The sequence below is a fragment of the Prevotella dentasini JCM 15908 genome (genome assembly GCF_000614065.1).
Lineage (GTDB): Bacteria > Bacteroidota > Bacteroidia > Bacteroidales > Bacteroidaceae > Prevotella > Prevotella dentasini.
This window is the reverse complement of record NZ_BAKG01000002.1, coordinates 1-25,504: the sequence shown is the minus strand read 5'-3', so window position 1 is coordinate 25,504 and position 25,504 is coordinate 1. Positions and strand designations below refer to the sequence as shown.

The following is a 25,504-nucleotide window of genomic DNA, read 5'->3' as shown; positions in this document are numbered from 1 at the left end:
ATTGTTGAATGTTTCTGTCTGCATCAGTTGCGGGCTTTGTCCTGCCGGCCTACGGCCTATGGTGTACGACACCCTTGGCCGCCGCTGTCCGGCACCACTGCCAGCCAGTTCTACTTAAACAGGTATCTCACCTTGAAGCCTACGTAGCGGCCCGGCAGAGGGCGGTTCAGCTCGGAGACGACGCGGCGTCCGGCAAGGTTCCTCATCTTGAGGGTGAGCGTCCAGCGGTCGTTGTCGAAGCTGTGCTCCACGGCTGCGTCCATTGTCAGGGAGGTGGGAATCCTGCGCTCCTGATACTTGCTCATCTCGAAATCGTAGAAGTAGCGGTGGACGTAGGAGGCATCGAAGAGCAGGCGCGTGTTCTGTCCTCGGCCGCCGAAGAGGTTCTCCCGGTGCAGCTCCGCGCCGAAGTTGGCCAGCAGATAGGGCACGTTCGGGATGCGCATGCCGTGTGTGGGGTTCTCCACTTCCGTTCCGGGGATGGTCTTCCGCACGTCGCGGAGGTCCTGATACGTCCCGTTGGCATAGAGGTAAAGCAGCGGACAGACGTCGCCCTTGGCCTCCAGCTCCACGCCCTTGGTACGGACGCTGCCGAAGTTGCGGTATCGCGCCATGGTCGGTATCATGTCTGGCGTAAACCGTATCATGTCTTCCAGCTGATTGTAGAATCCGTTCAGCTCCACCTCCACGAGTCCGCCGTCTGCCTTCACCCGCCGGTAGAGCAGTCCGACGTTGGCTCCCGTCGTGCGCTCGGGCTTCAGTGCCGGCGAGGCGAGGATGGAGTATCCGTTTCCGATGAGCTCCTCGCTCGTCGGGATGCGCACCTCGGAGTTGAACGAGGCCTTGAGCATCAGATCGTCGGTGAACTTGTAGCGCAGTGCGTCGCTGAATCCGAGGTAGTTCTTGGATACCCTTACCGGCTCGGGTTCGTTTACGGAATAGGTGTCGATGCTGCGCGAGTCGGACGAGAAGAGGAAGCTCTTCAGCGTGAAGGCGTTCTGAAACCGGCCGCCGAAGAGCGTCAGGTCGTAGGAAAAGCCTACGGTGAGGGTGTTCATCCTGCTCGGGAAGTTGGAGCGGAAGCCCAGTGCCCTGTCCATCAGCGAGTCGCTGGGATGGAGGGAGGTACGGTCGGCGTAGATGTTGAGGTTCACCGTGTGGTGCATGTCGACGGTATAGCCCATGTTGAGCTTCGCCGTCAGCTCGCCCGAACGGTTGCGCCCGTCGGACGGGAAGCTGTTCTGCTCGCCTCCGAACGCCGATACGGGCGGAAGCTCCCTGCCGTCCCAGTCGTAGCGGTGCATGGCCTTGTCGCGCAGTCCGTACCTGCCGGCGACATAGCCTGCATCGAAGTCGAGATCGAGCCCGTCGAGGAAGAAATTCCTGCGCTTCAGCGTCAGTGCCGTAATATAGTTAACCGAATGGTTGTAGGCCTCGCGCACGTCGAAGTCGATACCCTGTATCTCCTGCCGGGTCTTCATGGCGACGAGTTCCAGCTTCATCTCGTCGAACCACCACTTGGTGGCTTTCAGCGACATGCCGCCCATTATCTTGCCGAAACGGTCGTGATTCCGCTCCACCGTGCGGCCGCCGAGGTTGTCCAAGGCCATCCTGTAGTTGTTCTTGGCCAGCGTGCAGACGCCGCCGATGCCGAACTGCAGGCCGCTCCTGCGGTCGGTGCGCTTCATCACGGCCGACACCTGATGGGTGCCGAAGGAGCCAATCTCGTAGGATACGTCGAAGTAGACGGGCGGATATTCCTTCGTCACCACATTGACGGCCCCGCCCAGTGCCGAGCCTCCGAACTTGTAGGGAACGATGCCCTTATACACCTCTATGCGCTCAATCATGTTGGTGGGGATGTCGTTCAGGGCCACGAAGTTGCTCAGCTGCGACATGGGTGCGTCGTCGACGTACATTCCCATGCGCTTTCCCTCCAGTCCGCGGACGGAGATGCGCGACGCGCTGCCCATGCCGCCCGTGTTGCGCACGGTAACGCCGACGGTACGGGCGAGCACGTCGTTGATGCTGGAGGCCGTGCCCTGCAGCTGCCGCTGCCCTATGACGGAGATGGGCATGGCCGACTCCTTCAGCCGGCGCATCTCGCTGCGTGCCGTTACCGTCACCTCGCCCAGCTCGTTCTCGGCCGTGCGCAGCCGTACGTCGCACCGCAGGCTGTCGTGCACGGTCAGGTCGCGCCGTGCAGTCTTGTATCCCATATACTGGAAGGTCAGCTGCATGCGCCCTGCCTGAATCCTCAGCCGATAGCAGCCGCCGGCGTCAGAGACCGCCCCGACCCTGCCCTCCACGGCCGACACCGATGCGCCTGCAAGCGGCTCGCCCGTCTTCTCGTCCGTAATCGTTCCGTAAACCACGGCTTCCTGCGCCGCCACTGTCAGCGTCCCGAAGAGCCACGCCAGCAGCACCGGCAGCCATTTCCTACCCGCCCGCGCCATGACGGGCACCGCACTGCACGCGGAGGAAGTTTGTCCTTGTCTTTTTGCTTCTCATATTTCATTGATAGATTAAAAACGAATAATATTCCGAACCGTTCAGAAAAGAGAAGTGCGCCGTCCGTAATACAGACAGCGCACTATTCACCTTGGGTGCCAAAACACGTATGTGGTCTTTCCTTTTCAACGTCATTTATGGTAATTCATGTAGTAAATAAGTTATCGGATGCAAAGATAATGCGAATGTACGGGACTGGCAATACCTAAAAATAAGTAAATTAACGTGGCAGGCCAGCGGCACAGGGCAGTGCGGCGGCCGGCGTCCCGATGCACAGGAGATTCCCGTTTTGTAAGAAAAAAAGACATAGAGGAGAGAAAGGGGGAACGGCCCGGAAATTCAGAAGAGGGGGAGGAAGACGGCATCGGTTCCCGGAAATCCCGCCCTCTCCGGCCGTTCACATAACAAGCTGACTGCCAAGCCGTTGCAAAAGCATCCTCCGACGCTGAAAAAAAGTACGTACGTTTTGCAGAAAAAGTACGTACTTTTTGCCCGAAAAGTAGGTACTTTTTTGGTGAAAAGTACGTACCTTTTTCCCAAAACGCAGGAAGTCTTTCCCGGGAGGTGCCGTCGGATTGCTGAAAAAGCACTTTCTCTCTCCAAATATATAACGATTTTTCCTCCCAAGAGCACCGTATCCGTCATTGGGGAAGCACGTCCCCAGCGGCCGGCTTTCATGAAGACATACAGCCGCGGCCGGGGAGAGAAAGGGGAAAGAGCGCGCCGCCACGCCTGCAAGGCAGGGACACTGGCAGCCAAGCGGCAGGCAAGGCTGCCCGGGAAGAAAGGGCCGGACGGCTCAGAACTTAAACGACACGGTGCCGAAAGGCATGCAGTGGTTCTTTATCTTGAAGGAGAAATAGAACGACATCTCGTCTTCCGGCGGATTGCCGAGGATGTTGTACAGCCCGACGCGCAGGAGGAGCTTCGAGCGGCGGAACTCCTTGCGGAACGTGTAACTGGCATCGACGCGGTAACGGAGCGGGTCGCGCTGGCTGCGGAAGGTGGAGAACGCTTCGTCAGACTCGTCTACGACATCCATGAGCACCTTCCCCGAATGGAGGTTTCCGCCCAAGGTGAGGAGCGAGTGCCTGCCCACCTCGCAGGAGACGGCACCGTTGAATACATGCGGAACGTCGTAGAGCGAGGGCACGCGGCGGCGGTCCGGCAGATAGTCGAACCATTCCCGGCTCTTGGAAATCGTATAGGAGAGCTGCCACTTCAGCCGCTTCCACCCGTCGTAGTAATAGAGGCTGGCACCGTAGCTGTCGCCCCTGCCCACCATGATGTACTTCGCCCACTCGCTGTCCTCTATATACACGTCGGGGCGCAAGGCGAGGACATTGTTGCGCCGCTTGTAGTAGGCCGACAGCTCGAGTATGCCCTGCCGGCTGAAATGCTTCCATCCCAGCTCGCAGTGCGTGGCGGTGCTGGGCTTGAAGCCCGCGATGCTCGGCATCATGAAGTCGAACGGGGTAGAGACGTCCAGCAGGCGGATGTGGTGATAGAACTGCTCCATCCGCGAGAAGGTGAAGTGCAGCAGGTCGTTGCCGCCCGCGGCGAACTTCAGCGAGAACCGGGGCTGCACGCTGCTGAAGCGTCGGTAGTTGGTCGGGACGTAGAAGACGTAGTTGACGCCCACCTGCGCATAGAGCCAAGGAAATATGCGCAGGCGGTTGTCGTAGAAGAGCGACAGCTGCTTCACCGGCTCCCACTCGTTGGGGAGCGACATGCCGAAGGCGGCCAGACCATACTTCTCGAACACGCCCTTCATGCCCCAGCGCATCGTATAGAGCGAACCGGGACTGTAGGAAAACTCCGTATTGGCATAGACACTGCGGATGCGGCTGCGCAGGATGCCCACGCTGTCCATCCCGAAGGTGTCGGCATTGGCCCGGTTGGTATGCCGCCCGAAGGCGAGAGAGGTGGTATTGGCGACCTTGGAGCTGACGAGCGTGCTGAAATGGAGCGAGAAGAGCTGGTTGTTCCAGTGCAGCATCGTCTCCTTCCTGCCGTTGTCGGAGACGTGATAGTCGTCGCACGAGTTGTAGCCGGACACCTCCAGCGAGGTTACCGAGTCGAGGTCGCAGGACAGCTTGGCATTGAAGTCGTAGAAGGTGTGGTTGGTAAAGTCCTCGTCCGAAATCATATTGCCGAATAAGTCGAACCAGCTGCGCCGTCCGCTCACCAGACAGGAGACCTTGTCCCTGACTATCGGCCCCTCAAGCACCACCGAGGCCGAAGGCATGTCGAGCGAGAGCGTACTGGCAAAGTCGCGCTTGTTGCCCTCCCTGAGATGCACGTCGGTAACCGAGGAGAGCCGCCCCTCGTACTGCGTGGGAATGAAGCTGTTGTAGAAAGATACGCTTTTCAGGGCATCGCCGTTGAAGAGCGTCAGCATCGAGTTGATATGTCCGGGATTGTAGACCGGGAAGCCCTCGAGCAGAAAAAGGTTCTCGTCGGCAGAGCCGCCGGCTACGTTGAAGTTCATGTTCGGCACGGCAGACGACACGCCGGGCAGGATACGGATTTGGGAAAACAGGTCGGCATTGCTGAACGAGACAAGGTTCGACGGCGCCACCTCGTCCATCTCCTCCATGCTCTTGCGCCGATGCACCTGCACGGTCTTTATCTCGTAGGGGAGCGGTGCCAGCCGGACGGACAGGAGACGGTCTCCGGCTATGTCGAACCGCTCCGTATAGGAGGCATAGCCCACGTACGAAATCGTCAGCGTGCAGCTTCCGCCGCACACGGCGACGTTGAAGAATCCGTTCCGGTCGGTAACGGCATGGTTGCTATGGCCGTTGCAGTCAATCACCGTGACGGTGGCGCCGAGCAGCTTCTCGTTACTCTCCGCCTCGCGCACCGTCCCCGTTATGTCGAACCGCAGCGGATGGTCCACCGCTATGCGCAGACGGTCAGCCGACAGCGTCTCAAGGCTGTACACATAGTCTTTCAGCAGGATGCCGAGCAGCTTCCTCACCGTAATGGCACCACCTGCCCTGAACGACGTCTGCCGCTTCATGTCAAGCTCGGAAGGAGTAAACAGGAGGGTGATTCCTGCCTGTTGCTGAATGGCATCGAGCCACTGGCGGAGCGATGCAGTCCCGGCAGCCACTTCGACGGTCCGCTCTCCGGGCGGCAGAGTTCCGTTGCGGGCGGCCTGCCCCTCGCCCTTGCCAGTCCGCTCAGTCTTCCCTGCAACCTGAATCAGTATCTTCCGTCCCGGCATCGGCTCTATCCGATAGTCGTAGCCTGCGAGCAGATAGGAAAGAAGCTGCCTTACCGTCATCCGCCCCGACACCGTAAGCGCGACGGGGCGCGACATCTCTATCATCGAAGGGTTATAGGCAAGCACCACCCTGCCCTCCCTCTCTATTCGGTCGAACCATTGATGCACGGTGCAGAAGAAGCCTCCACACGGATAACTTCCTCTGCCACCGATGACTGCGCGCTCACCGAGAGCGTCAGCAGCATCATGATGATTGTCAACAGTAGCCTATGCAATAATTCCTTGTTCTATATATATTCCCCCGGCCAGACCGCCCGATGCGGCCTTCTCCCCCGGAAAGTCCGTGGGAACATTTACCTATACATACGGTATTTCAGCGGAGAAACGGAGTCGTAACGGCAGTTGCAGAGCATCGAAAGCTCCCTGACGGCCTCAGAAGGCTCGCTGATGTCGAGCCGCGTGGTAACCCGGTTGCCCGAAGCGACGTCTGCCTCCAGCCTTATCTCCACGTCCATCTCCTTTTCTATCTGCCTGACGGCTTCGCTTATAGGCGTATCCCTGAAGACGAAGGTCTTTCTGCCGTCCCTTGTCCCGGGCATCCTCGTCTTGCTGCCGAGCTGTCCCGCACTGACGGAAATCTGCTCGCCGCGCGTGAGGACAGCCGTCTGCTCGTTGAGGACAACCTGCACGCGCCCGGTGGAGACACTGACACGCTCGCTTCCCTCTTTCGTTCCGTCTACCATAAACGACGTGCCGAGCACCCGGACATCCAATTCGTCGGCCTCCACCGTAAACGGCTGACCGGTGTGCCGGACATTGAAAAAGGCCTTGCCCGTCAGACTTGCCACTCGCCCGGACTTGTCGCCAGTCGTGAAAGACAACTCTGAATGAGGATACAGCACCACCCTCGAGCCGTCTTTCAGCAGGATGGTATCGCCCGTATTCCCCGTATTGGCATAAAGCTGCGTTCCCGAATGTCTGCCATAGAAGAACACCGCTGCGCCTATCAGCAGCAACAGAGAGGCGGCAATGCCGAGAACAGGACGCAAACGCACGAGAAGCGGTTTCCGTTCCTCTTCCAACCGACATTCCACCTTCTGCCATGCAGCCTCCACGTCAACCGCCAAGGGCTTCCCGGGAAGCTCCCTGCCGGCATCAATGCGCTGCATCAGCCTGACCATACGGTCATACTCCTGCTTATGTTCGGACTGAAAGGAGTCCAATATAGCCTGCCCGGCATCCGCGAGCGGCTCATTGGCAAAGTGGCGTGCCAATATTTCGTCTATATTCATCTTAGTTTTCATACGTCAGTAGCAATAATTTGTAATGAGGCGAGAAGCAAGAGTAACAGCGGATGGGCCGTACCGTAGTCGCGAATGATTCTGATAGCCTTGCCGATATGATTCTCTACCGTCTTTTCCGAGATATTCAGTGCGTCGGCAATCTCTCTATAGCGCATCTTCTGCAGCTTGCACATCACGAAGACTTCCCTGCACTTCGGTGGCATTTGGTCGAGCACGCGCCCGAGAATGGCCGCATAGTCGGTCGTGGCGGTATCGTCGGTGGCGGCATCCGCCAGTGCCGATGGCTTTTCGTCGACCGAAACGGTATCCGATGACCGGCGGTTGCGCAGAAAGGTAAGGCAGTTGTTGCGTACGGCCATCTTCAGGTAAGCTCCCAGCTCGTCGTCGGGCAGCTCGTCCTTCCCACGGCTCCAGACACTGACAAAGAGGTCTTGCACGATGTCTTCGCAGTCGTCGGGGTCGGCAACATATCCGTGTGCTATCCTGCAAAGGACAGGATAGTACTGCTGAAACTGCTGACGGAAACGTTCTTTTCTTTCTGTTGCCATTGACATTGCCTAATATTCGTCCTGCGCACGGAAAGGGCTAAAACTTCAGGCTCACACCTGCCGTAACAAAGCCCTTGTAGCCTAAACCTGCCTCTACGAATCCTCCGATACGCCCGTTGCCTATCCTGAGTGCGATAGGGTTCACCTGAAAGGCGAAATTGGAAGAAGTCCGTGCCTTCGTGTCGGCGTGTTCCTTACCCGCAGGAGTCAGTCCCGTTTCCTTGATACGGGTAATGTCCACTCCGGCAGCTACCGAGCCATAGAGTTCCACAAGGCCTTTCTTGTAATAGACCATCTCGGCTACGGGCATGACGAGGAAGTTCTGCTGTGTCTCCTTGATGTCCTTCTGCTTGCTGCCGGCATAGTCCGACTTGCTCGTAACGGAAGCAAAGCCAAGGTCGAGGCCTACACGGAAACGGTTGATGTGACGGCGGTAGCCAAGGCCTATCACTCCGCCCGACTGCTCGTCGGTGCGCGTCGTGCCCGTAAGTGCGTCGCCGAGACCAATACCCCAGAAACTTGCCGTTCCCAGAGTGAGTCCGTCGCTGTATCCGATGCGGAACTCGTTTTTGCTTTCCGACGCATACCTGCTACTGCTTTGGGCATAAACCTGTATGAAACTTGTTCCAAGGAGCAAAGATAATACAAAAACTTTGAATCTCATTGTCGTTCTATTTTATTTGTTGTTACTCGGTTGCAGATTGCCGCCTACTTTGCGGCTTTCTAATTAGATAACTGCAAAAATACGAAAACCCCTATCCGGAAAAAGGGAAATAGCAGGCTGCCATGCCTCTCCGTCTGACAGAATCGGCACTCTGCCGTGACCGGCGATACCAGATTTACCGTTATATTTACCATTTTCCCATATTCTGCCTGCTTGGCATTATCTTTGCACACTGCAAGATATAGATTTTGCATAATGGAAACAATAAGGAACAAGAAGTATGGGGGCGAGCGTCCTCTTTTCGGCGCAAGGAATCTGCGACTGGAAAACATAGAGATAACAGACGGAGAGTCGGGTATCAAGTGTTGTGAAAGCCTTGAGTGTGTCAATTCGCGCTTCTATGGCAAATACCCGTGGTGGCACGTGGACAAGAGCCTTATCAGTAACTGCTACTTCGCAGAGGGTTCGCGGTCGGCCATCTGGTACTCCAACGACATGACCATGAAAGATTCGGTCATCGACGGGCCGAAGTTCTTCCGCGAGATGAAGAACCTCTCGCTCGAGAACGTGAAGATAAACGATGCCGACGAGACGTTTTGGAAAATAGACGGGCTACGGCTGAAGAACGTGGAGCTGCACGAGGGCACGTACCCGTTCATGTTTTCCAAGAACATCTACGCAGACGGACTTGTCTCGGATGCCAAATACGTGTTCCAGTACTGCCAGAACGTGGAGATTCACAACGCACGGATAAAGACGAAGGACTCTTTCTGGGAGTGCGAGAACGTTACCATCTACGACTCCGTGCTCGACGGCGAGTACTTGGCATGGCACTCCAAGAACATCCGGCTCGTGCGCTGCCACATCAGCGGCGAACAACCGCTCTGCTATCTTGACGGCATCACGCTCGAAGACTGCACCTTCGACGCTGCCTGCGACCGCGCCTTTGAAGACAGCCGCAACATCTCCGCAACGATAAAGGGCAGCATCACCGAAATAAAGAACCCCGTTTCGGGCAGCATCACAGCCGACAAGGTTGGCAAAATAACCTACGACGAGTTTGCCAAGGGAAAGGAGACGGTGATACAGGAACGCGGACAAGCCTGAAAACAGGACGACACAACCATCCGGACCGCTCCGCTTGCAGGACCGGAACAACACTTTCAACAACTAACGAATATGGAGAAATACGACTTTGACACGATAGTGAACCGACGGGGCACACACTGCTACAAATGGGACGAGGCGGAGGAAGAAGGCGTCATCCCGATGTGGGTGGCCGACATGGACTTCCCTGCCGCGCCTGCCATACGCCGGGCCGTGGAGGAACGGGCAGCACACGGTGTATTCGGCTACACGATGGTGCCCGAAAGCTACTACGACGCCATCATCAGCTGGTTCGGCCGACGGCACGGATGGACGATAGACCGGCACTGGATAGTCTACACCACCGGCGTCGTTCCTGCCATCAGTGCCACCATCAGGCACTGGCGATGAACGGCGAGAAGGTGCTCGTGCAGACGCCTGTCTACAACTGCTTCTTCTCGTCGATAAGGAATCAGGGCTGCGAAGTGCTGGAAAGCCCGCTGAAGCGCAAGGACGACTCGTACACCGTAGACTGGCAAGACTTCGAGGAGAAGTGTGCCGACGAAAAGACGGTCCTCTTCCTGCTTTGCAATCCGCACAACCCGGGCGGCAGGGTATGGACGAAGGCGGAGCTGGAGCGGATGAACGACATCTGCCTGCGACACAACGTGAAGGTCGTCAGCGACGAGATACACTGCGAACTGACCATGCCCGGCCACACATTCACGCCCTTTGCCGCCGTCAGCGAGGCCTGCGCCGACAACTGCATTACGCTCAACTCGCCCACGAAGAACTTCAACATAGCAGGACTGCAGATTGCCAACATCGTCTGCAAGAACGACACATGGCGCAGACGCATCGACCGCGCCATCAACATCTTCGAGGTCTGCGACGTCAATCCGTTCGGCCCGGCCGCCCTTGAGGCTGCCTACAACGAGAGCGAGGACTGGATAATGCAGCTGAACGCCTACCTCTACGAAAACTACAAGACCCTGAAAAGCCGTTTCCAAAGCGAGTTGCCGCAAATAGAGGTGCTGCGGCTTGAGGGGACTTACCTCGTATGGGCAGACATCCGGGCCACGGGCCTGACCTCCGACGAGCTTTCCGAACGGCTGATGAAGCAGGGGAAGGTATTCGTCAATAGCGGAACGATGTACGGGAAGCGCGACGGCGAGGGATACATACGCATCAACATAGCCTGTCCGCGGGCCACCTTGGAAGAGGGACTCCGCCGTATCGTGGCGACACTCAAGCCTTTGCTGCCGTAGGATTGCGAAGGACGGAAAACTGTTTTCCGCACCATAAAGAAATCCGGGGGCTGTCTCCTTTCAGCAAGGAGGCAGCCCCCGGATTTCCATTGAGGCACTTTGACATGGTGAAAACGGCACTTTGACCTTGCGAAAGTGCCGTTTTCACCATGTCAAAGTGCCGCTTTCGCCTTACGGGCGCAATCCGCCTACAACGGGTCTACGTCGAAATAAACCTGCAACGCCCCGTACCGCCTGTCTTTCAGCATGTCGCAAGCGCGCCGCGGAGATACTGCCGGGCGAGGGCATAGTCGAGCCCGCTCTCCAGCTTGAGCATAATCTTGCGGATGCAGAGCGTCTTGACACGGGCCACGGCAGGCTTGTCGGGACCGAGGACGCGCGTGCCGAAGATTTCGCGCAGACGGGAGCCGAGTTCCAAGCCGGCGGAATTGACCGTATTGTCGTCGCGGTGCTTCAGGTAGACATACGTCAGCCGGTAGAAGGGAGGGTAGTGGAAGTCGCGCCGCTCGGTCAGGAGGTCGTGGTAGAAGCCCTCGTAATCGTTGTGGACTATCTGTGAGACGACGGGCAGACCGGGGCTTTTCGTCTGGAGAATGACCAGTCCCTGCCGCCCTTTCCGTCCGGCGCGGCCGCTCACCTGACTCATCATCGTAAAGGCATGCTCGTAGGCGCGGAAGTCGGGATAGTTGAGCATGGAGTCGGCATCGAGGATTCCGACTACCGAAACCTTGTCGAAGTCGAGTCCCTTTGAAATCATCTGCGTGCCGATAAGCAGATTGGTCCTGCCCGAGGCGAAGTCGCCTATCAGCTGTCCGTAGGCGTTGCGCGTCCGCGTCGTGTCCAAGTCCATCCTCGCCACACGGGCTTCGGGCAGCAGGCTGCGTATCGCGTCCTCTATCTTCTCAGTGCCATAGCCGCGCCCCCTTATCTCGCGGCTATCGCAGTTGGGGCACTGCTCGGGCACGTTGGTGGCATAGCCGCAATAGTGGCACGACATGACGCCGGCGTTCCTATGATGGGTCAGCGACACGTCGCAGTTGGGACACTTTGGCACCCAGCCGCACACGGGACACTCTGTCATCGGGGCAAAGCCGCGGCGGTTCTGGAACAATATAGCCTGCTCGCCGCGTTCCAGCGATGCACGGACGGCAGCCAGAAGCCGGGGCGAGAACGGGCCGGACATCATCTTGCGGCGGCGGAGGTCCTTGATGTCCACCACCTCTATCTCGGGCAGCCGGATGTCCTGATAGCGACGGTCGAGACCGACAAGCCCGTATTTTCCTGCCGGGCGTTATGGTAGCTTTCCGCTGAAGGCGTAGCCGTGCCGAGGAGCGTCCTCGCACCGTACATCTGCGCCAGAACGATGGCTGCCGAACGGGCATGGTAGCGCGGTGCAGGGTCTTGCTGCTTGAAGCTGGTCTCGTGCTCCTCGTCGATGACGACCAGACCGAGCCTCTGAAAGGGAAGGAAGACGGCACTGCGCGCACCGAGAATCACGTCGTAGGGATGGCCGGACAGCTGCCGCTGCCATATCTCTACCCGTTCGGCATCGCTGTACCGGCTGTGGTAGATGCCCAGACGGTTGCCGAATACGCGCTTCAGCCGCTCCGTCAGCTGCACCGTCAGCGCAATCTCGGGCACGAGATAGAGCACCTGCCTGTGCTCGTCTATCGTCTTCTGAATAAGGTGAATGTAGATTTCGGTCTTCCCCGACGACGTTACGCCGTGCAGAAGCGTAACTGGGTGGTTCATCATCTGTACGAGAATCTGATTGTAGGCATCGGCCTGCGCCTCGCTGAGAGGCTTGATATTCCCGGGGCACGCCTTGCCACCGTCGTTGATCCGCCCCACCTCGCGGTTGACACTCAGGAAGACACCCTTGTCCATGAGCGAGCGGATGGCAGCCACCGTGCTGTGCGAGGCATTGAGGAGCGTGTCGTAGCCTATCTCGCAGACAGGTTTCCGCTCATGCCGCAGGATTGGTTCGCGTCTGTGTCTGCCGAGTCCGCTGCACTGGGCACATCCTCGGCGTGTCCGCTCATGGGAACTTCCGCGTCCTTGTCAACGCCACAGAGCTGCAGGTAGGCCGTCAGCACAGCCTGCTGCTTCGTAGCACGTTTCAGCGTATCGAGCAGCACGCGGAGCGTCTGCACGTCCCTGTACTGCGGAGCAAGCATCAGGAAACGCTCCGTCTTCGGCCTGAAACCTTCCACCTGTTTCAGCCCCGAGGGCAGCGCAGCCTTCATCACGTCGCCAACGGGCGACATGTAGTAGTCGGCAATCCAGTTCCACAGCCTCATCTGCTGCGACAGCAGTACCGGATTCCCGTCGAGCACGGAGAGAATCTCCTTTAGCTCAATCCTCTTCTTTTCCGTCTTCGCATCCTCCTCCCCGATCTGCACTCCCTCCTCTTGGGAAGGGGCGGAGGCGACTATGCGACATACCTTCTGCTCTTCCCCAGCGGAACGAGCACGCGGCATCCCGGCTTCGCCTTGTCGGCCAAGCCGTCCGGCACGGCGTAGGTAAACTCCCCGTTGAGGGGCAGGGGCAATATGACGTTGATTTGCTTCATCGGCCTTGCAAAGGTAATCGAAAGCAAAAGAAATACAAAGGAGAAATAAAGATTTTTACGACAATCGCTCTGCAAAGCCTTCGGAATGGCCTGCCAGCGACGCCCGAAGCGTTAAGCCACAAAGCAAGACCTCACATCTACTTTTGCGATAGCGGAAAGACTTTTTCTTTTCCCTCCGGCTCCGTTTCAAAATCATTGGGCACTCGCTTGGAACACGTCGTTCAGAAAGCATGTGAGAAGAAGGGGTTCCTGTGGTGATTCTGGTAGACAAGCACGACAAGCCAATGCTGCAAGCCATTGGCAACGGAGAATTGCAGAACGAAGACCTCACCATTGAAAGCCATGCCCCCGAATTGGAGAAGTACCACCTCGGCTGTCTCCAACAAGGAGATGGAGGAATACTTCACGCGCTACCTGCTGTCCTACTACACGGGCTGCACAATCCTATCAGCGAGTGGAAGGCAGGGACAGGAATAAGCCCCGGCCCGCACATGGCCCGCTCCCCATGCAGGACTAAGGGATACCACCCGTTCCTTAGCCTTTTCTTATGCAGCTATGGTACATCTTCCAATGCCGGTATTCCACAACGATGATTATTGATACCCGTACACGACGTTATTATCTACACGTAAATAAAAAATTATCTACGTATAATAAGAAATTATTTTCGTGCAGAGAATAATTTCCTTACGTGTAAATAATATAACGGATATACCGCAACGATGATTGCAGCCATGCCCAAAAGATGGACGCATAAAGGAGTTTGCATACTCCATACAAGAATACAGGCGAAACGAAACTCCCCATTGCCTTTTATAAACATAAAAGGCAATGGGGAGCTGTCTGTTATGGCAACTTCTACTTAGAAGTAATAAGCAAGGCAATCTGCCATGAGTTGTTGCGGGCCTTCGACTTCTTCAGTCCCGTAAGCTGTCCTGCGGCATCAAGAGTAGAGGAGAAAGCGTTCAGTTCAGCCGTCTTTCCACAGGCTATGTTGTAGTTGGCACTCACCTGAAGATGCTTCATAGCAGTAATGCCGAAACCGAGGTTAACGCTGAAGTTGCTCTTGTTCAGGGCATAGCTGCTGCCCTTTGCCCATTTGAAATCCTTGTCGCCCACATTGAACGCCCACTGCGGACCGGCAAAGAGGAATACGCTCGCAGAGCTTCCCAAACCAATGGAGTAGCGGAGGTTGACGGGAATGGCAACCTGCTGCTGCTTCACCGTCAGCTCCTCAACGCCGTCGTTGAGCTTTGCAGAGCGGTAGTCATACAGCGCAGCAGCGTCGACGCCCAAGCCGACGATAGGCAAGGTCAGCTTAACCGTAGGGCCTGCAAACCAGCCTGTCTGGTTCGACTTGTCGAAAACCTTGCTGTCAAGGTGCATGTCGGTAACGTTGAGACCTGCCTTCAGACCAAAGTGCAGGTTGTTCTGTGCGCTGGCATTTGTAGAGAACGTAAGTCCCAAAGCCAAAAGAGCCAAAGTAAATAACTTCTTCATAAGATGATTTTTTGTGGTTTCCATCCTCTCCTTCGGAAGGGATGTACGCCCAATGAAACAATTAGGATTATCAGTTAGTTTGAAATTCATAAAAACGGCAATGCGCCGTGGACGGCTAATGCCGCTCACGACGCACTGTTACACGTGCAGAGCCACTGCCCGACGAAGCCGACGAACGACTGCGACGGGAGCTTCGGACGGTCTTGGTCGTACCACCTCCACTACTGCCACGACGGGAAGCACGGACTCGCCTGCCCTTCTTCACCGTCTCGTCCTGCGCCTTGGCTATGCTGTCAAGGCTGTCTCGCTTGGCAGGGTTGCCAAAGATATTCTTCTCGAAAGCGATGAGTTCGCCCTCAATCTTCCTCTGCTCCCTAGCCATTGCCGAATCGGTAGGACAATACTGCGAGAGCGTCCGTCCGAGCATGTTGGTGGTCTTGTATATCTTTCCCTGATACTGGTTTCTCGTGAAATAGTCGTCCACGCTCATCGTGGCAGCATTGTTCAGGTTACTCGTCATAATCATCTGCTTGGCCAAGAAGGGGGCCAAGTCGTCGTATTTCACCCAGAAGAGCGGGTACTTCACCTCACCATCGCCAAAATCGTCGGCACGATACATAATCGGGCAAAGAGCCATCACCTTGCGGTGGAACGTCGCAGTTCCCTGATCATAGTAGGCACTCTCCTTTATATAATAGCCCTTCACCTCGGCAGAGGGAATGTCGCTATTGTCGAGTTTTATGCCCCGGTCGGTACGCTCGTAGTAGATATGATAGTTGTCAAGAAGCTGCAAAGGTTTCACGCGCGACGAATCGTCGAACACCTCATTGCCGTCCATCCGATAGGTGTAGGCAGGCACACCGCCATGCCGCGGACCTGCAAGCACAAGACGGAAAATGTTGGTAAAGAGATTCATCTGTGTGCCCACAGGCTCTACAGGATAGTACAGCCCGGCATTGGCATCTTCGGTCAGCATCAGTTCCCGATAGATGTCGCGACGCCAAACCACATCCTCCTGCATCGGGGCCGACGTAGGAAAAGAGATTTGCGCACGGGTAGTAATCGTGTTGGCAGGCGACTTAGGCCTCTGCTGTTGGTTCCTGCGCTGAGCAGGCTGGGCAAAAGCCGTCAGAGCCAAGAGAGTTGCGCAGGCTATAAATAATATTCTTTTCATCTATATATTGAACTTTGATGTCTGAAGTCCGGGCTTTGCAACTACTGCCGACATGTCTTAGGCAGATAGAGCCAGCCCCAAACTCTTGTTCTTCACCCTTAATTCTTAATTCCTCATTTCTCACTCCACATTCACCATCATTGCACAATCACTTCCATATTGCGTCCGTTGAGCGTCCGGGTGGTACCGTCCGGGCCATGGACAACAACGTTGGTGATATAGAACCGCTTGTTGCGGCTCAGATGACGGAACTGTTCCTTCTGCTGGGCAGAGAACGACGCACCATTGCTTGCCAACGGAACAGCGTTGCCCATATTGTCAAAGAAGACCGTACGGAAGCTCGTTACCGTAAACGGAATATCAAGCAATCCGTCGTCAATGGCTGCACGGATGCCCGGAGCCGCCATCAGGCCTGCCTTGGAAAGGACGCCACTCTTGAACCGGTCGCTGCCCATGGCTATGTAAGGTGCCGGATCGGGCAGGCGGCGTACGCGGAACTTGTATTCACCTACCCTCCGCCCCTTGGCCGAGACAGAGATGGTAACAGGCTGGCCGACCGCAGACGGACGGGCCACAAAGTGTCCGCCACCGCGCGAGACGAGCGTACCGCCCGACATCGTAGCATGGACATCGCCTTGGGACGTATTGGGAATACTGATGGTTATAGGATTGTCGAAACCTGCATAGAGCACGTTCATCAGGTCAGCAGCGATGGTAGCCATACCGTCGAAGGGAGGCGTTTTCTGCATACCGTCGGGACTGATATACCGTTCGGGGTTCGGACCACCCGTTACCCAATAGTCCTGCGAGAAGTTCCGACGGAGCACGTTGCCCATCAAGTCGCGGACAAGTATATAGCCATTGATGGTATGCTTGCCGGGCGCACCAGCCCTGACCGTTATCTTATTGCCCTGAATGAGCTGACCATTGACGTAGACCTGCGGCTGCTGGGTAGAGTCGACAGCCGCCATGAACATTTGGGCGGTCAACGTCTCTCCGGGGTAGAGGCGGGTCTGGCTCGGAACGACAAAAGCCTGAAGCTTATTGACACGCACGTCTTTCAGTCCGACATTGGCAACAAGAGTATGAAGTACCTCACCCTCGGCATAGCGCACGTCGCTCTGCAACTTGGAGAGAAGCGTAATGGCAGCCGCTGTCGGCATATCCTCGAACATATATTCCTGCCAGTTCTTACCCATCGAGTGCCGAGGCACCTCGGTAGAAAGGTTACTGGCGATAATCTGCTTTTGCCGTGGGTCGGTAACGAACTGGAGAATACGGTTGCGATAGCTGTTGATGGCCTCGAAGAGCCTGCGTCCCTGTCCTGTACCCGGACTAAGCATCACATAGCTCGAAGCCTCAAGATTATCCTTGTTCTTTATCTGAAGCGGATTGCCGTCTTCGCCGTCAGCCTCCTTCACGATTTGCATCTTCAACTCTTGGGCATAGTTGAACAGAGAGTCGCTCATCTCGCGGACCGTCGATGCCATGGCGAACCACTCCTTCACCTTCTGCGGATTCTTCTGCATCATCTGCTCAAGTTCGCCAAAGATGGCTTCGTTTTCCTTCGACGAGTTCCCCGTCGTGCGGTTCAGGCTTTCCTCCACGATGGAGAAGCCGTTGAGTACCTCGGTAGAGACATTCAGCGCAAGCATGGCCATCAAGACGACATACATGAGATTAATCATCTTCTGGCGTGGGGAAATCTTTCTCTTCTTTATTGCCATTTAGAAATTCTGTGTTTTGAGGAGTTCGGGGACAGATTATTCCACATCCTGCGGAACTGCTGTCGGAGCCGCTGCACGCATGTTGACGGTCATCGCCTGAATCATACGGGCATAAATCTTGTTGAGCTGGTCAATCTGTTCGGCCATCTTCCGCGTCTGGTCGTTGATTTGGTCAATGGTTCCAATCTGCTGACTGGCACTCTTGAGCTGCATCTCGTACACCTTCGTAATGCCGGTAAGGGTGCGGTTGAGATTCTCCATCTCCTCGCTGTCGCGCGTGAGCCGCTGGCTCTGGTCGTTGACCCTGCCGAGCATCTCTGTCAGGTTCTTCAGTGCGTCCACATAGTTGGTCTGCGCCTCCACCATTTCGGGCGTCTGCTGCTGTGTCTCGGCTATCACGCGGCTCTGCTGGCTGACCACTGCCGCTGCAATCTGGTCGACAGACGGCACCGGCTGCGCTGCTGCACCACCTGCGAGCGTCTGCGGCTGCAGTACGGGTGAGGAAAGAGCCTTCTCCGCCTGATTCTCCTCGTCGTCGGCCGTCTCCGGCTCATCATCCATAATATGGGTGGGAATTTCCTTACCGTCATCGGTCTTGTCGAACGGACGGTCGAAGGCAGAGAGAAAGAACACAAGAACCTCCGTACCCATTCCGAGGTACAGCATGAAGTTGGCACCCGGGAGGTGGGTCAGCTTGAAGAGTGTTCCCAAGATAACGATGGAAGCACCCCAACTATAGGCATAGTTCAGGAAGGTCTGCCCCGGTACACTATCCATCCACTTCTGCAAGTGGTAGACGATATTGAAACTGCTATACTGTGTCATTTATTTTCTCCTTTTCTTACTGCTCTTCTTATTTTCCTTGGCGGCCTCACTCGACGAGCTTGCCAGACTGCGCACGCACCTGAAACCGATATAGCTGCGGGGCTGATTCTGGTATTCCCACGTGCGCCATGCACTGCGGATATAGCTCTCTGGGTCTTTCCAGCTTCCGCCGCGCACACTCTTCTTCTTCAGGCGGTAGGGGTCTTCCTTGGCTGCCTTGTACTCCAGCTGCGGATTGAGGTCGTTCATGGCATCCACACCGGCCTCGGTGTAGACGGTACTCGTCCATTCAGCCACATTGCCTGCCATGTCGTAAAGCCCGTTAGAGTTCGAGCTGTATATGCCGGCCTTGCTCGTTATGAGGTTTCCATCCTTGGTATAGTTGCCCCGGTCGGGCTTGAAATTAGCGTAGAAGCATCCGTTTCCGCTCTTTACGTCCTGATTCTCCCACGGGAACTCGTCCTGATTCTTGCCGCGTGCGGCATATTCCCATTCTGCCTCAGTAGGCAGACGGTAACGCTGAACGAAACGCGCCTCCCTGCCAAGCCCCTTCAGCAGATAGTCAGTGCGCCAAGCACAGAAAGCGTTGGCCTGCTCCCACGTAACGCCAACGACAGGATAGTCGTTGTAGGTAGAGTTGCTGAAATAGTTGCGGAGGTAAATCTCGTTGTCGGAATTGCGGAAATCGTTCACCCAACAGGTCGTGTCGGGATAAATGTTGACAATGTAGGTATTGAGGAAATCCCACGGCCCGGAAAGCGGACGGTTGATAGTCTCGCTGTGAATATTGCCCTCATCGTCGACGTAGGCGGTATCCTTGGAAATCATAACCACCTCGTTGGGGTCTGCGCTATAGTCGGTATTGAGATTGCGCTCGCTCGGATTGAGCCGGTTGCGGCGCAGGGCAGCCGTCGTATAGTCGTAAATCTCATACCGATAATTCATCTGCTTGGCATCAAGGCTCTTCTCTCCCGTTACGGGATTGGTAACGTAGAGGCTCTCGAAAGCACGCAGCTCGTCCTCGGTAGGCTTGCGCGGCAGCCGCTTGCTCCAGTCGAGATGGGGCGTTACGGGGTCGCCGTTCTTGTCCTCGGTTATCATGTAGCTCTCGTCGCCGCCATACGACGGGTCGGCAAGACGCGTACGGAGGATGGAGTCGCGCACCCATTCCACAAACTGCTTGTACTCGGAATTGGTAACTTCGGTCTCGTCCATCCAGAAGCCGTCAACAGAGATGTCCTTCACCGGGGTTTGCTTTCCCCAGAGGCTGTCCTGCTTCTCTAAACCCATCCTCAACCAGCCGCGCTTGACGAGCGTCATGCCATACGGGGCCGGTTCGCGGAACGAGCGTCCACCGCCTACCCCCGTTACCTCGCCGCCTCTGCCTGATGTAGAAGCCGACTTTCCGCCGAAACAGGAGGAAAGCGAGGCAAGTAGGACTACGCCCAAGCAGAGCGCGATGATGCTTTTTCTCATTTTCATATACTATTGTATCTTTTTTCTATAGGAATCTTACGCTTTTATGTTTGTTTCTGCCCTTCTTCTGAAGGTTGATGTCCGTCGAATAGCTTACTATCAGCTCGTGGCTTCCGTTGCCGGGGTCGGCAGTGCCGGTGTACATCTCGTAGCTGTAGCCGACGTTGATGCCGTGGAAACTTCCGCCTACAAAGGCGGTAACAGAATTGGTGGGGCTGTAGCCGACTCCGGCATAGAGAACTTTCTTCTCGTGGCTATAGACCAACCGCGCGGTTACATCGGCCCGATAGGCGTTGCCGTCGTAGCGTGCGAGCACGGATGCCGGTATAGATAGGAACGGATTTCTAAGTCTTATATTGTATCCGCCCGTCAAATAATAGGTCCGGTCTATCTGGAAATCCTTTACCTCTCCCATCTCCACCAACGGGGCATTGAGGTGCTGAACCGATGCTCCTACATACCAGTTCTTGCGCGTATAGTAGAGGCCGAAGCCATATCAAGGCTGTTTCCCGAGAGCTGCGACTGGGGGAAAGCCGGGTCGGCCTGCTCAAGGTCGGCCTTTGAGCCGTCGTAGGTCTCCATAATCAGCCCCAGCTGCACGCCTGCCGATACCATTCCGCCAAAGAGGGCGCGGCGGTAGGCATACTGGGCCGAGATGCGCTGATGGGTGAAGAAGCCTATCTTGTCGTTCAGCATGCTCGCCCCCACTCCATGGTATTGCTTCATAAAGTAGAGCGGCATGTCGCCACCGACGTAGAAAGAGTTGGGATTGTTCTCGTATCCGGCAAAACTCAGGGCATACGCTCCCGTAACGTTCAGTTTATTGCCCTTTCCTACGGCCGCAGGATTAAACGAAGGCTCCATTGCCCAATAATGGCTGAAAGCCACGTCGTACTGCGCCCAAGCCGTACCGACAGCCGGGGCAAGAAAAGCCAATATGGTGAATATGCGCTTGAACACGTATGGATAACGCACCCATACCATTATTTATTGTATAGCATGTCAACAAAGTGGGGACACGGCCCGTGTGTGTACGAAATTCACGCTACGGCAGAGCGCGGACACCGCATGGCGTCAGACGCCGTCGTCTGCCCGGAATGTAAAGACCCGCTTCCTGAAAGGCGAGCCATAAGGCAGAGACTCGCTGCCTATGGTACACGAAGATACATTAAGGCCCTAAGGGAGCGGCGTCTCACTTAGGGCCTTACACGGCGTTTGTATATTTAGCAGCAAGTTATACGGGTATAAAATGCCATAAATAACAAATACGAAAGTTCAAACAGCTGTTATTGCTTCTTCGCTCCCAACTTCTCAAACAAAGACATCAGCCCGCCAAACAAAATGCCCTGAATGACAGAGACGATGAGATTACGCATACTCCATCCGTCTTCTATAGTATCCCAAGCCAGCGTTAAGACTGCAAAGAGGAAACCTGATAAAATTATACGATTTAATCTACTCATTTTTGTTCTATTTTAAGATTATCATAAAGTTGACTCACACCTTCACCTACTTGCTTATGCACATGCTTTAAATGCACTTCCTGCTATAGCCACAGGGAATAGTCCTTGCACAAACACTGAAGCTGTAATTAATTTTTGTTTGGTTTGCATTGTAATAAAATTTTAAGTTTATAATAAAAAACAAAAGTCTTTGCAAAGATAAAAAGATTAAAAAAGAACTCCAAACGTCCGTTGTGAATATTTTTTAAAAAAGAACGGAGCAGAGAATAAATCTATAAAAATTAAGAATCTAAAATGTTTATGATATGACTATACCAAGCTACCAATACGAAAGTGGCACTTTCGTACTGCGAAAACGGCACTTTGGCTGAGTCAGAACGGCACTTTCGCTTTATGAGCAGCAAAAGGCTGACTATCAAACTCTTATAGACCAAGGTCTTACTATGTTTCTATAGAACGCTCTTTGAGGACTATTACAAAAAAATCGCTTGCAGTTTCCTGCAAGCGACTTGATTTATTCACTATTCTGTCTAATATTCGTCTTCATTCCACAAGAAGTCGTCTTTGGAGGGATAGTCGGGCCAAATATCCTCAATACTGTCGTATATCTCGCCCTCGTCTTCAATTTCCTGAAGATTCTCAAGTACCTCCAAGGGGGCACCCGAACGGGTTGCATAGTCAATCAACTCATCTTTGGTTGCGGGCCATGGCGCGTCTTCGAGCTTTGAAGCTAATTCCAATGTCCAATACATAGGCTAAAAGTTTTTTGTGTTCGTAATTTTCCGTGCAAAAGTAATATATTATTTTCTATTTGCAAGAGTTTTGCCATATTTTTTCTGTTACTCCCTCCTTAAAGTTCAAATACCGGGAAAGGACGAAGAAATAGTCGGAAAGCCGGTTCATATAGGATGAGACGGCAGGGGGAACTGGCTCTCTGCGGGAAAGGGAAACTACGAGCCGCTCGGCACGGCGGCAGACCGTGCGGCAGACATGTGCCTGACAGGCTGCGGGGCAACCGCCGGGGAGGATGAAGTCGCGGAGGGGAGGAAGGGCGGAATCGAGGCGGTCTATCTCTTCCTCCAAGGCGCGTATGCCGAAAGTAGGTTCAGAAGACAAGCCGGCAGAGAGCACGGAGCCTATCTCGAAGAGCCGCTGCTGAACGGTGGTCAGGAAGATTTGCAAATCGGCCTGCCGGACCTGCGGGAGGAGGAGTCCTACGTGGCGTTCAGCTCGTCTGTCGTCCCATAGGCACAGATGCGGAGATCGTCTTTGGCAAGTTTTTTTCCGTCGGTCAGGGTGGTTGTTCCCTTGTCGCCCTGTCTGGTGTAGAGTTTCGATTTTGCCATGATGCAGTTAGAAGTTTATTTTATAATGCTGCTTGATACGACGTTTGTCGAAGAATACGATGCCGAGATAATGCAGGTCGAAAGTTACGCCGGTATGGTCGTCGTCGACTATCCGCCGCCAAAGCTCCTTCGTGGTTCTATTCCGGCGAATACCTTCGACGATAAGCACGGAGTTCTCTCTTGCTTGTCGGCAGACATCCTCAAGAGGCTGCAGGTCGTCGCCCATCATCCAGTAACAAACCATCCGTCCCCCGGCTTCTTGCTGCCGCCAAGGCTCTATCCGGGTCTTCCTGCAACCGCGGCGGATATATGCGGCATATAGAAGGGGAATATCAGAGAGGGGCGTCCACCGCTCTGCCTGAAAATAATTGGCCAGCCGGAAATAGAGCCGCCCCATCTTGTGCGACAGCTTGGGAAACTTCTGATATTCCTTCTGCAAATCTGAATAGGCGTAGTAGGGATAATGCTCGTTGACGACGTACCGCACGAAGGCATAGTCGGACGGCGACTGCACGCCGAAACCGCGCGAGTAGTGCACCCTCCGCATCCAAACCATCATTCTCTTCAGTCGATACATCCTTGCCTTGCTGTTCAGAAATTAGTCCTGCAAAGATAATTAAAAATGAGAAAAGAGCCATAAATCTGCCTTTATATTTCACTGCCTACTATCTGTTTTGGGGCACAAGAAGGCCGGAGAAGTTGCCGGGCAGCATTATCCCAACGGAAAACAAAGTCCCATTGCCGTCACAGGAAGACAATTGCAGGTTTTTTACTCAACTCGATGGCCTAATTCACCTCAAAATCATCAATAATACAGAAAAATTCCGTAACTTTGTCCTCGGTGATTATAGTGATTTTTGCTTGTAAATATTTGTATGTCAACACAATAAAGACACAACAAAGTTCGCTAATCACCAAATTTACAAGAACTTATAGTTCGTCGAACTCACGTTAATTAAGGATAATAAGAATGTTACTTACTAAACTTCCAGCGTATCTCTACGGACAAGAAGAGTTTCCACATAAGTCTGACGGGGCATTGTTTCATTACACTAGTCTATACTCTTTTAAGAAGATAATGGAGGATTTGACTCTAAAACCATCTTCTTTTGCAAGGCTCAACGATATGAACGAAGGCAATGTGAATAATATGTGTATGGACAATAACATTATGGTAATGGTCACTACAGAAAGATATATCAATGAGAAGTGCCATATCATCAGCTTCTCTCAGAACTATGACATTCAAGGTTATGAATTTGAAGGTAGTAACCATCCTGCTATGTGGACTCACTATGCAGATAATTCAAACGGAGTTTGTATAGTGATAGACAAGGAGGCTTTCATTGCTAATAACAAAGATATCTTGTCCCGACATTTTTACAAATTTGAGGATGTAGAATATAGTCTCTTCAATACACCAGATGATAAAGACATCAACTATGAGGCAGAGACGCCAGAGGAATTTATAAGAAACAACTGGAAAAAGCTGTTTTTCTTGAAGCATAAGGATTGGGCGAACGAGGATGAGCATAGATTATTCATTATGGATTACAATGGCAAGTTTAGCATTGACGGTTGCATCAAGTATGTAGTCTTAGGAAGGAAAATCTTTTTAGATGATACAAGAATCAGAGAAATACTTGATATTATTGTAAATCCAAAGTCAGTATGTTATCATAAATTTGTGCCGTATTCTTTTGCAACAACTTGTTACAATACCGATGGATATGATACCTTTGGAATAGCATTCAAAATATATGAAACTATAAGGAAGTACAATTCCAATCCTTTATATGCTGATTATGAGAAATGGCTCATTAAGGAACAAAGTAAATAACGTAAGTTCAACGAATTTAGAATACCAAAGCCTATGTGTACAATGCCCTTTGCACGTTTATATACTATGAGTTCGGTCTAATTCTTATGTAATTATCCTACTTTTGCCTATAATGTCAATGTCTATGGATGACTTCTTTGGCAGCAGGTTATAAGCAATGAACCCGGTGAGAAGGTTAGTTACGAATCAGTCCACGGATTGGTGTCTTGTATGTTCTATCTGACAGATGTTCTTCAACTCGTCGTTCAAGGTCTCAACAAATCTAACACACCCTCAATGAAATCTATTGCTAAATCTTTATTAATCCATAATCCCCATTATTAAGTTCCTGAACAAACCAATGATATTGCTTATAATCTATGGGAAGGTTCGTTTTACAACATTTGCATGGCCAACCACAATATCTCCATTGTGATATTATGGATAAAGGTGCACCTTGACAATATGCAGTATATTCATATTCATCCATTCCCAAAATAGATGCAAAATCTATTCTATTCATTTTCAATAAATTACCATACACACCATCATCTATATCATCTCTTATTTTATCAATCATTTCATAAGCTTGAGAAGATGATATTCTTTTATTATACACTTCCAGTAGTATGTCCATTGGTTTAACTCAAATATGAGTTCTATGAATTATAAGTCCTTGTAAATTTGATGACTAACGAAATTTGTCGTATCTTTATAGTGCTGAAACACAAAGGGTTACAAGCAAAAATCGCAATGTTCACCAAGGACAAAGTTACGGAAATTTTCTGTATGGCAGACGATTTCTGCAAGTTTTTCGATGCGATGATGGCAAAATATACGCCAAACCGGCCAACAAGGGGGGAATATCACAGTGAATCCACCATGCCGGAGGCAGAAGTCATGCTGACTATGATACCCTTATGAAAGGAGCATTGGTGAGCGTCTCCGGCAAACTGCCGCCCAGGAAGAGAGCCGTCATAGAACGAACT

At 53.6% G+C, this 25,504-nt stretch carries 16 protein-coding genes and 7 pseudogenes; 5 read left to right on the top strand and 18 right to left on the bottom strand.

Annotation, left to right across the window (positions count from 1 at the left end):
- Positions 1–110 precede the first annotated feature (110 nt).
- The 5 genes from JCM15908_RS11530 to JCM15908_RS00995 all read right to left on the bottom strand — a co-directional run bounded on the left by JCM15908_RS11530 (position 111) and on the right by JCM15908_RS00995 (position 8,259).
- Entirely contained in the window at positions 111–2,456 is a 2,346-nt protein-coding gene (locus JCM15908_RS11530; protein ID WP_051530734.1) for a TonB-dependent receptor, read from the bottom strand.
- 854 nt (positions 2,457–3,310) lie between these two features.
- A complete protein-coding gene (locus JCM15908_RS11525; RefSeq protein WP_234396345.1) occupies positions 3,311–5,911 on the bottom strand; it encodes a TonB-dependent receptor in 2,601 nt (866 codons plus the stop codon).
- Positions 5,912–6,096: 185 nt separating this feature from the next.
- Entirely contained in the window at positions 6,097–7,035 is a 939-nt protein-coding gene (locus JCM15908_RS01005) for a FecR family protein (RefSeq protein WP_159101290.1), read from the bottom strand.
- 8 nt (positions 7,036–7,043) lie between these two features.
- Positions 7,044–7,595 carry an RNA polymerase sigma-70 factor gene (locus JCM15908_RS01000; RefSeq protein WP_025001913.1) on the bottom strand — a complete coding sequence of 184 codons (552 nt, stop codon included), beginning with the start codon at positions 7,593–7,595 and terminating at the stop codon, positions 7,044–7,046.
- Positions 7,596–7,632: 37 nt separating this feature from the next.
- Positions 7,633–8,259 carry a hypothetical protein gene (locus JCM15908_RS00995; RefSeq protein WP_025001912.1) on the bottom strand — a complete coding sequence of 209 codons (627 nt, stop codon included), beginning with the start codon at positions 8,257–8,259 and terminating at the stop codon, positions 7,633–7,635.
- Between the two features lie 255 nt (positions 8,260–8,514).
- On the opposite strand from JCM15908_RS00995, the gene JCM15908_RS00990 reads away from it, so the two are divergent.
- Together JCM15908_RS00990 and JCM15908_RS11515 are read left to right on the top strand one after the other, a co-directional pair.
- The gene (locus JCM15908_RS00990; protein ID WP_025001911.1) at positions 8,515–9,366 is read left to right on the top strand and encodes a DUF3737 family protein; all 852 of its coding nucleotides are present in this window, start codon (positions 8,515–8,517) and stop codon (positions 9,364–9,366) included.
- A gap of 72 nt (positions 9,367–9,438) precedes the next feature.
- A pseudogene (locus tag JCM15908_RS11515) lies at positions 9,439–10,613 on the top strand (MalY/PatB family protein).
- A 188-nt stretch (positions 10,614–10,801) separates the two neighbouring features.
- On the opposite strand, the pseudogene priA reads toward JCM15908_RS11515, so the two are convergent.
- A pseudogene (priA, locus tag JCM15908_RS11510) lies at positions 10,802–13,185 on the bottom strand (replication restart helicase PriA).
- 251 nt (positions 13,186–13,436) lie between these two features.
- Here priA and JCM15908_RS14510 point away from each other — a divergent pair.
- Positions 13,437–13,778 (top strand): hypothetical protein, encoded by a 342-nt coding sequence (locus JCM15908_RS14510; RefSeq protein ID WP_148295484.1) that lies wholly within the window; start codon positions 13,437–13,439, stop codon positions 13,776–13,778.
- A gap of 269 nt (positions 13,779–14,047) precedes the next feature.
- Here JCM15908_RS14510 and JCM15908_RS00965 read toward each other — a convergent pair.
- The 10 genes and pseudogenes from JCM15908_RS00965 to JCM15908_RS00920 all read right to left on the bottom strand — a co-directional run bounded on the left by JCM15908_RS00965 (position 14,048) and on the right by JCM15908_RS00920 (position 23,273).
- Positions 14,048–14,685: pseudogene (locus JCM15908_RS00965) on the bottom strand (porin family protein).
- Positions 14,686–14,800: 115 nt separating this feature from the next.
- Positions 14,801–15,859 carry a type IX secretion system ring subunit PorN/GldN gene (gene porN / locus JCM15908_RS00960; RefSeq protein ID WP_025001909.1) on the bottom strand — a complete coding sequence of 353 codons (1,059 nt, stop codon included), beginning with the start codon at positions 15,857–15,859 and terminating at the stop codon, positions 14,801–14,803.
- Between the two features lie 137 nt (positions 15,860–15,996).
- Positions 15,997–17,586: a type IX secretion system motor protein PorM/GldM gene (gene porM / locus JCM15908_RS00955; RefSeq protein WP_025001908.1), complete on the bottom strand. Its 1,590-nt coding sequence runs from the start codon at positions 17,584–17,586 to the stop codon at positions 15,997–15,999.
- 36 nt (positions 17,587–17,622) lie between these two features.
- Positions 17,623–18,411 (bottom strand): type IX secretion system motor protein PorL/GldL, encoded by a 789-nt coding sequence (gene porL / locus JCM15908_RS00950; protein WP_025001907.1) that lies wholly within the window; start codon positions 18,409–18,411, stop codon positions 17,623–17,625.
- On the bottom strand, positions 18,412–19,893 hold the full coding sequence (gene porK, locus JCM15908_RS00945) for a T9SS ring complex lipoprotein PorK/GldK (RefSeq protein WP_025001906.1): 1,482 nt from the start codon (positions 19,891–19,893) through the stop codon (positions 18,412–18,414).
- A 19-nt stretch (positions 19,894–19,912) separates the two neighbouring features.
- A pseudogene (locus tag JCM15908_RS11500) lies at positions 19,913–20,847 on the bottom strand (PorP/SprF family type IX secretion system membrane protein).
- Between the two features lie 326 nt (positions 20,848–21,173).
- Positions 21,174–21,350: a hypothetical protein gene (locus JCM15908_RS14760; protein WP_159101288.1), complete on the bottom strand. Its 177-nt coding sequence runs from the start codon at positions 21,348–21,350 to the stop codon at positions 21,174–21,176.
- A 530-nt stretch (positions 21,351–21,880) separates the two neighbouring features.
- Complete coding sequence (locus tag JCM15908_RS00930; protein ID WP_025001905.1) at positions 21,881–22,102, bottom strand: DUF2795 domain-containing protein; 222 nt, start codon at positions 22,100–22,102, stop codon at positions 21,881–21,883.
- Between the two features lie 55 nt (positions 22,103–22,157).
- Positions 22,158–22,696, bottom strand: a pseudogene (locus JCM15908_RS11495) (cob(I)yrinic acid a,c-diamide adenosyltransferase).
- Between the two features lie 7 nt (positions 22,697–22,703).
- Positions 22,704–23,273, bottom strand: a complete 570-nt coding sequence (locus JCM15908_RS00920) for a hypothetical protein (RefSeq protein WP_025001904.1) — start codon at positions 23,271–23,273, stop codon at positions 22,704–22,706.
- 393 nt (positions 23,274–23,666) lie between these two features.
- Here JCM15908_RS00920 and JCM15908_RS00915 point away from each other — a divergent pair, with 393 nt between their 5' ends.
- Positions 23,667–24,536: a DUF2971 domain-containing protein gene (locus tag JCM15908_RS00915; RefSeq protein WP_025001903.1), complete on the top strand. Its 870-nt coding sequence runs from the start codon at positions 23,667–23,669 to the stop codon at positions 24,534–24,536.
- Positions 24,537–24,620: 84 nt separating this feature from the next.
- Here JCM15908_RS00915 and JCM15908_RS14235 read toward each other — a convergent pair.
- Together JCM15908_RS14235 and JCM15908_RS14505 are read right to left on the bottom strand one after the other, a co-directional pair.
- Positions 24,621–24,794, bottom strand: a pseudogene (locus JCM15908_RS14235) (transposase); the annotation flags it as partial.
- A 31-nt stretch (positions 24,795–24,825) separates the two neighbouring features.
- On the bottom strand, positions 24,826–25,152 hold the full coding sequence (locus JCM15908_RS14505; RefSeq protein WP_148295483.1) for a hypothetical protein: 327 nt from the start codon (positions 25,150–25,152) through the stop codon (positions 24,826–24,828).
- A gap of 116 nt (positions 25,153–25,268) precedes the next feature.
- Between JCM15908_RS14505 and JCM15908_RS15415 the strand changes: the two are divergent.
- A pseudogene (locus JCM15908_RS15415) lies at positions 25,269–25,430 on the top strand (IS982 family transposase); the annotation flags it as partial.
- Positions 25,431–25,504: the final 74 nt, after the last annotated feature.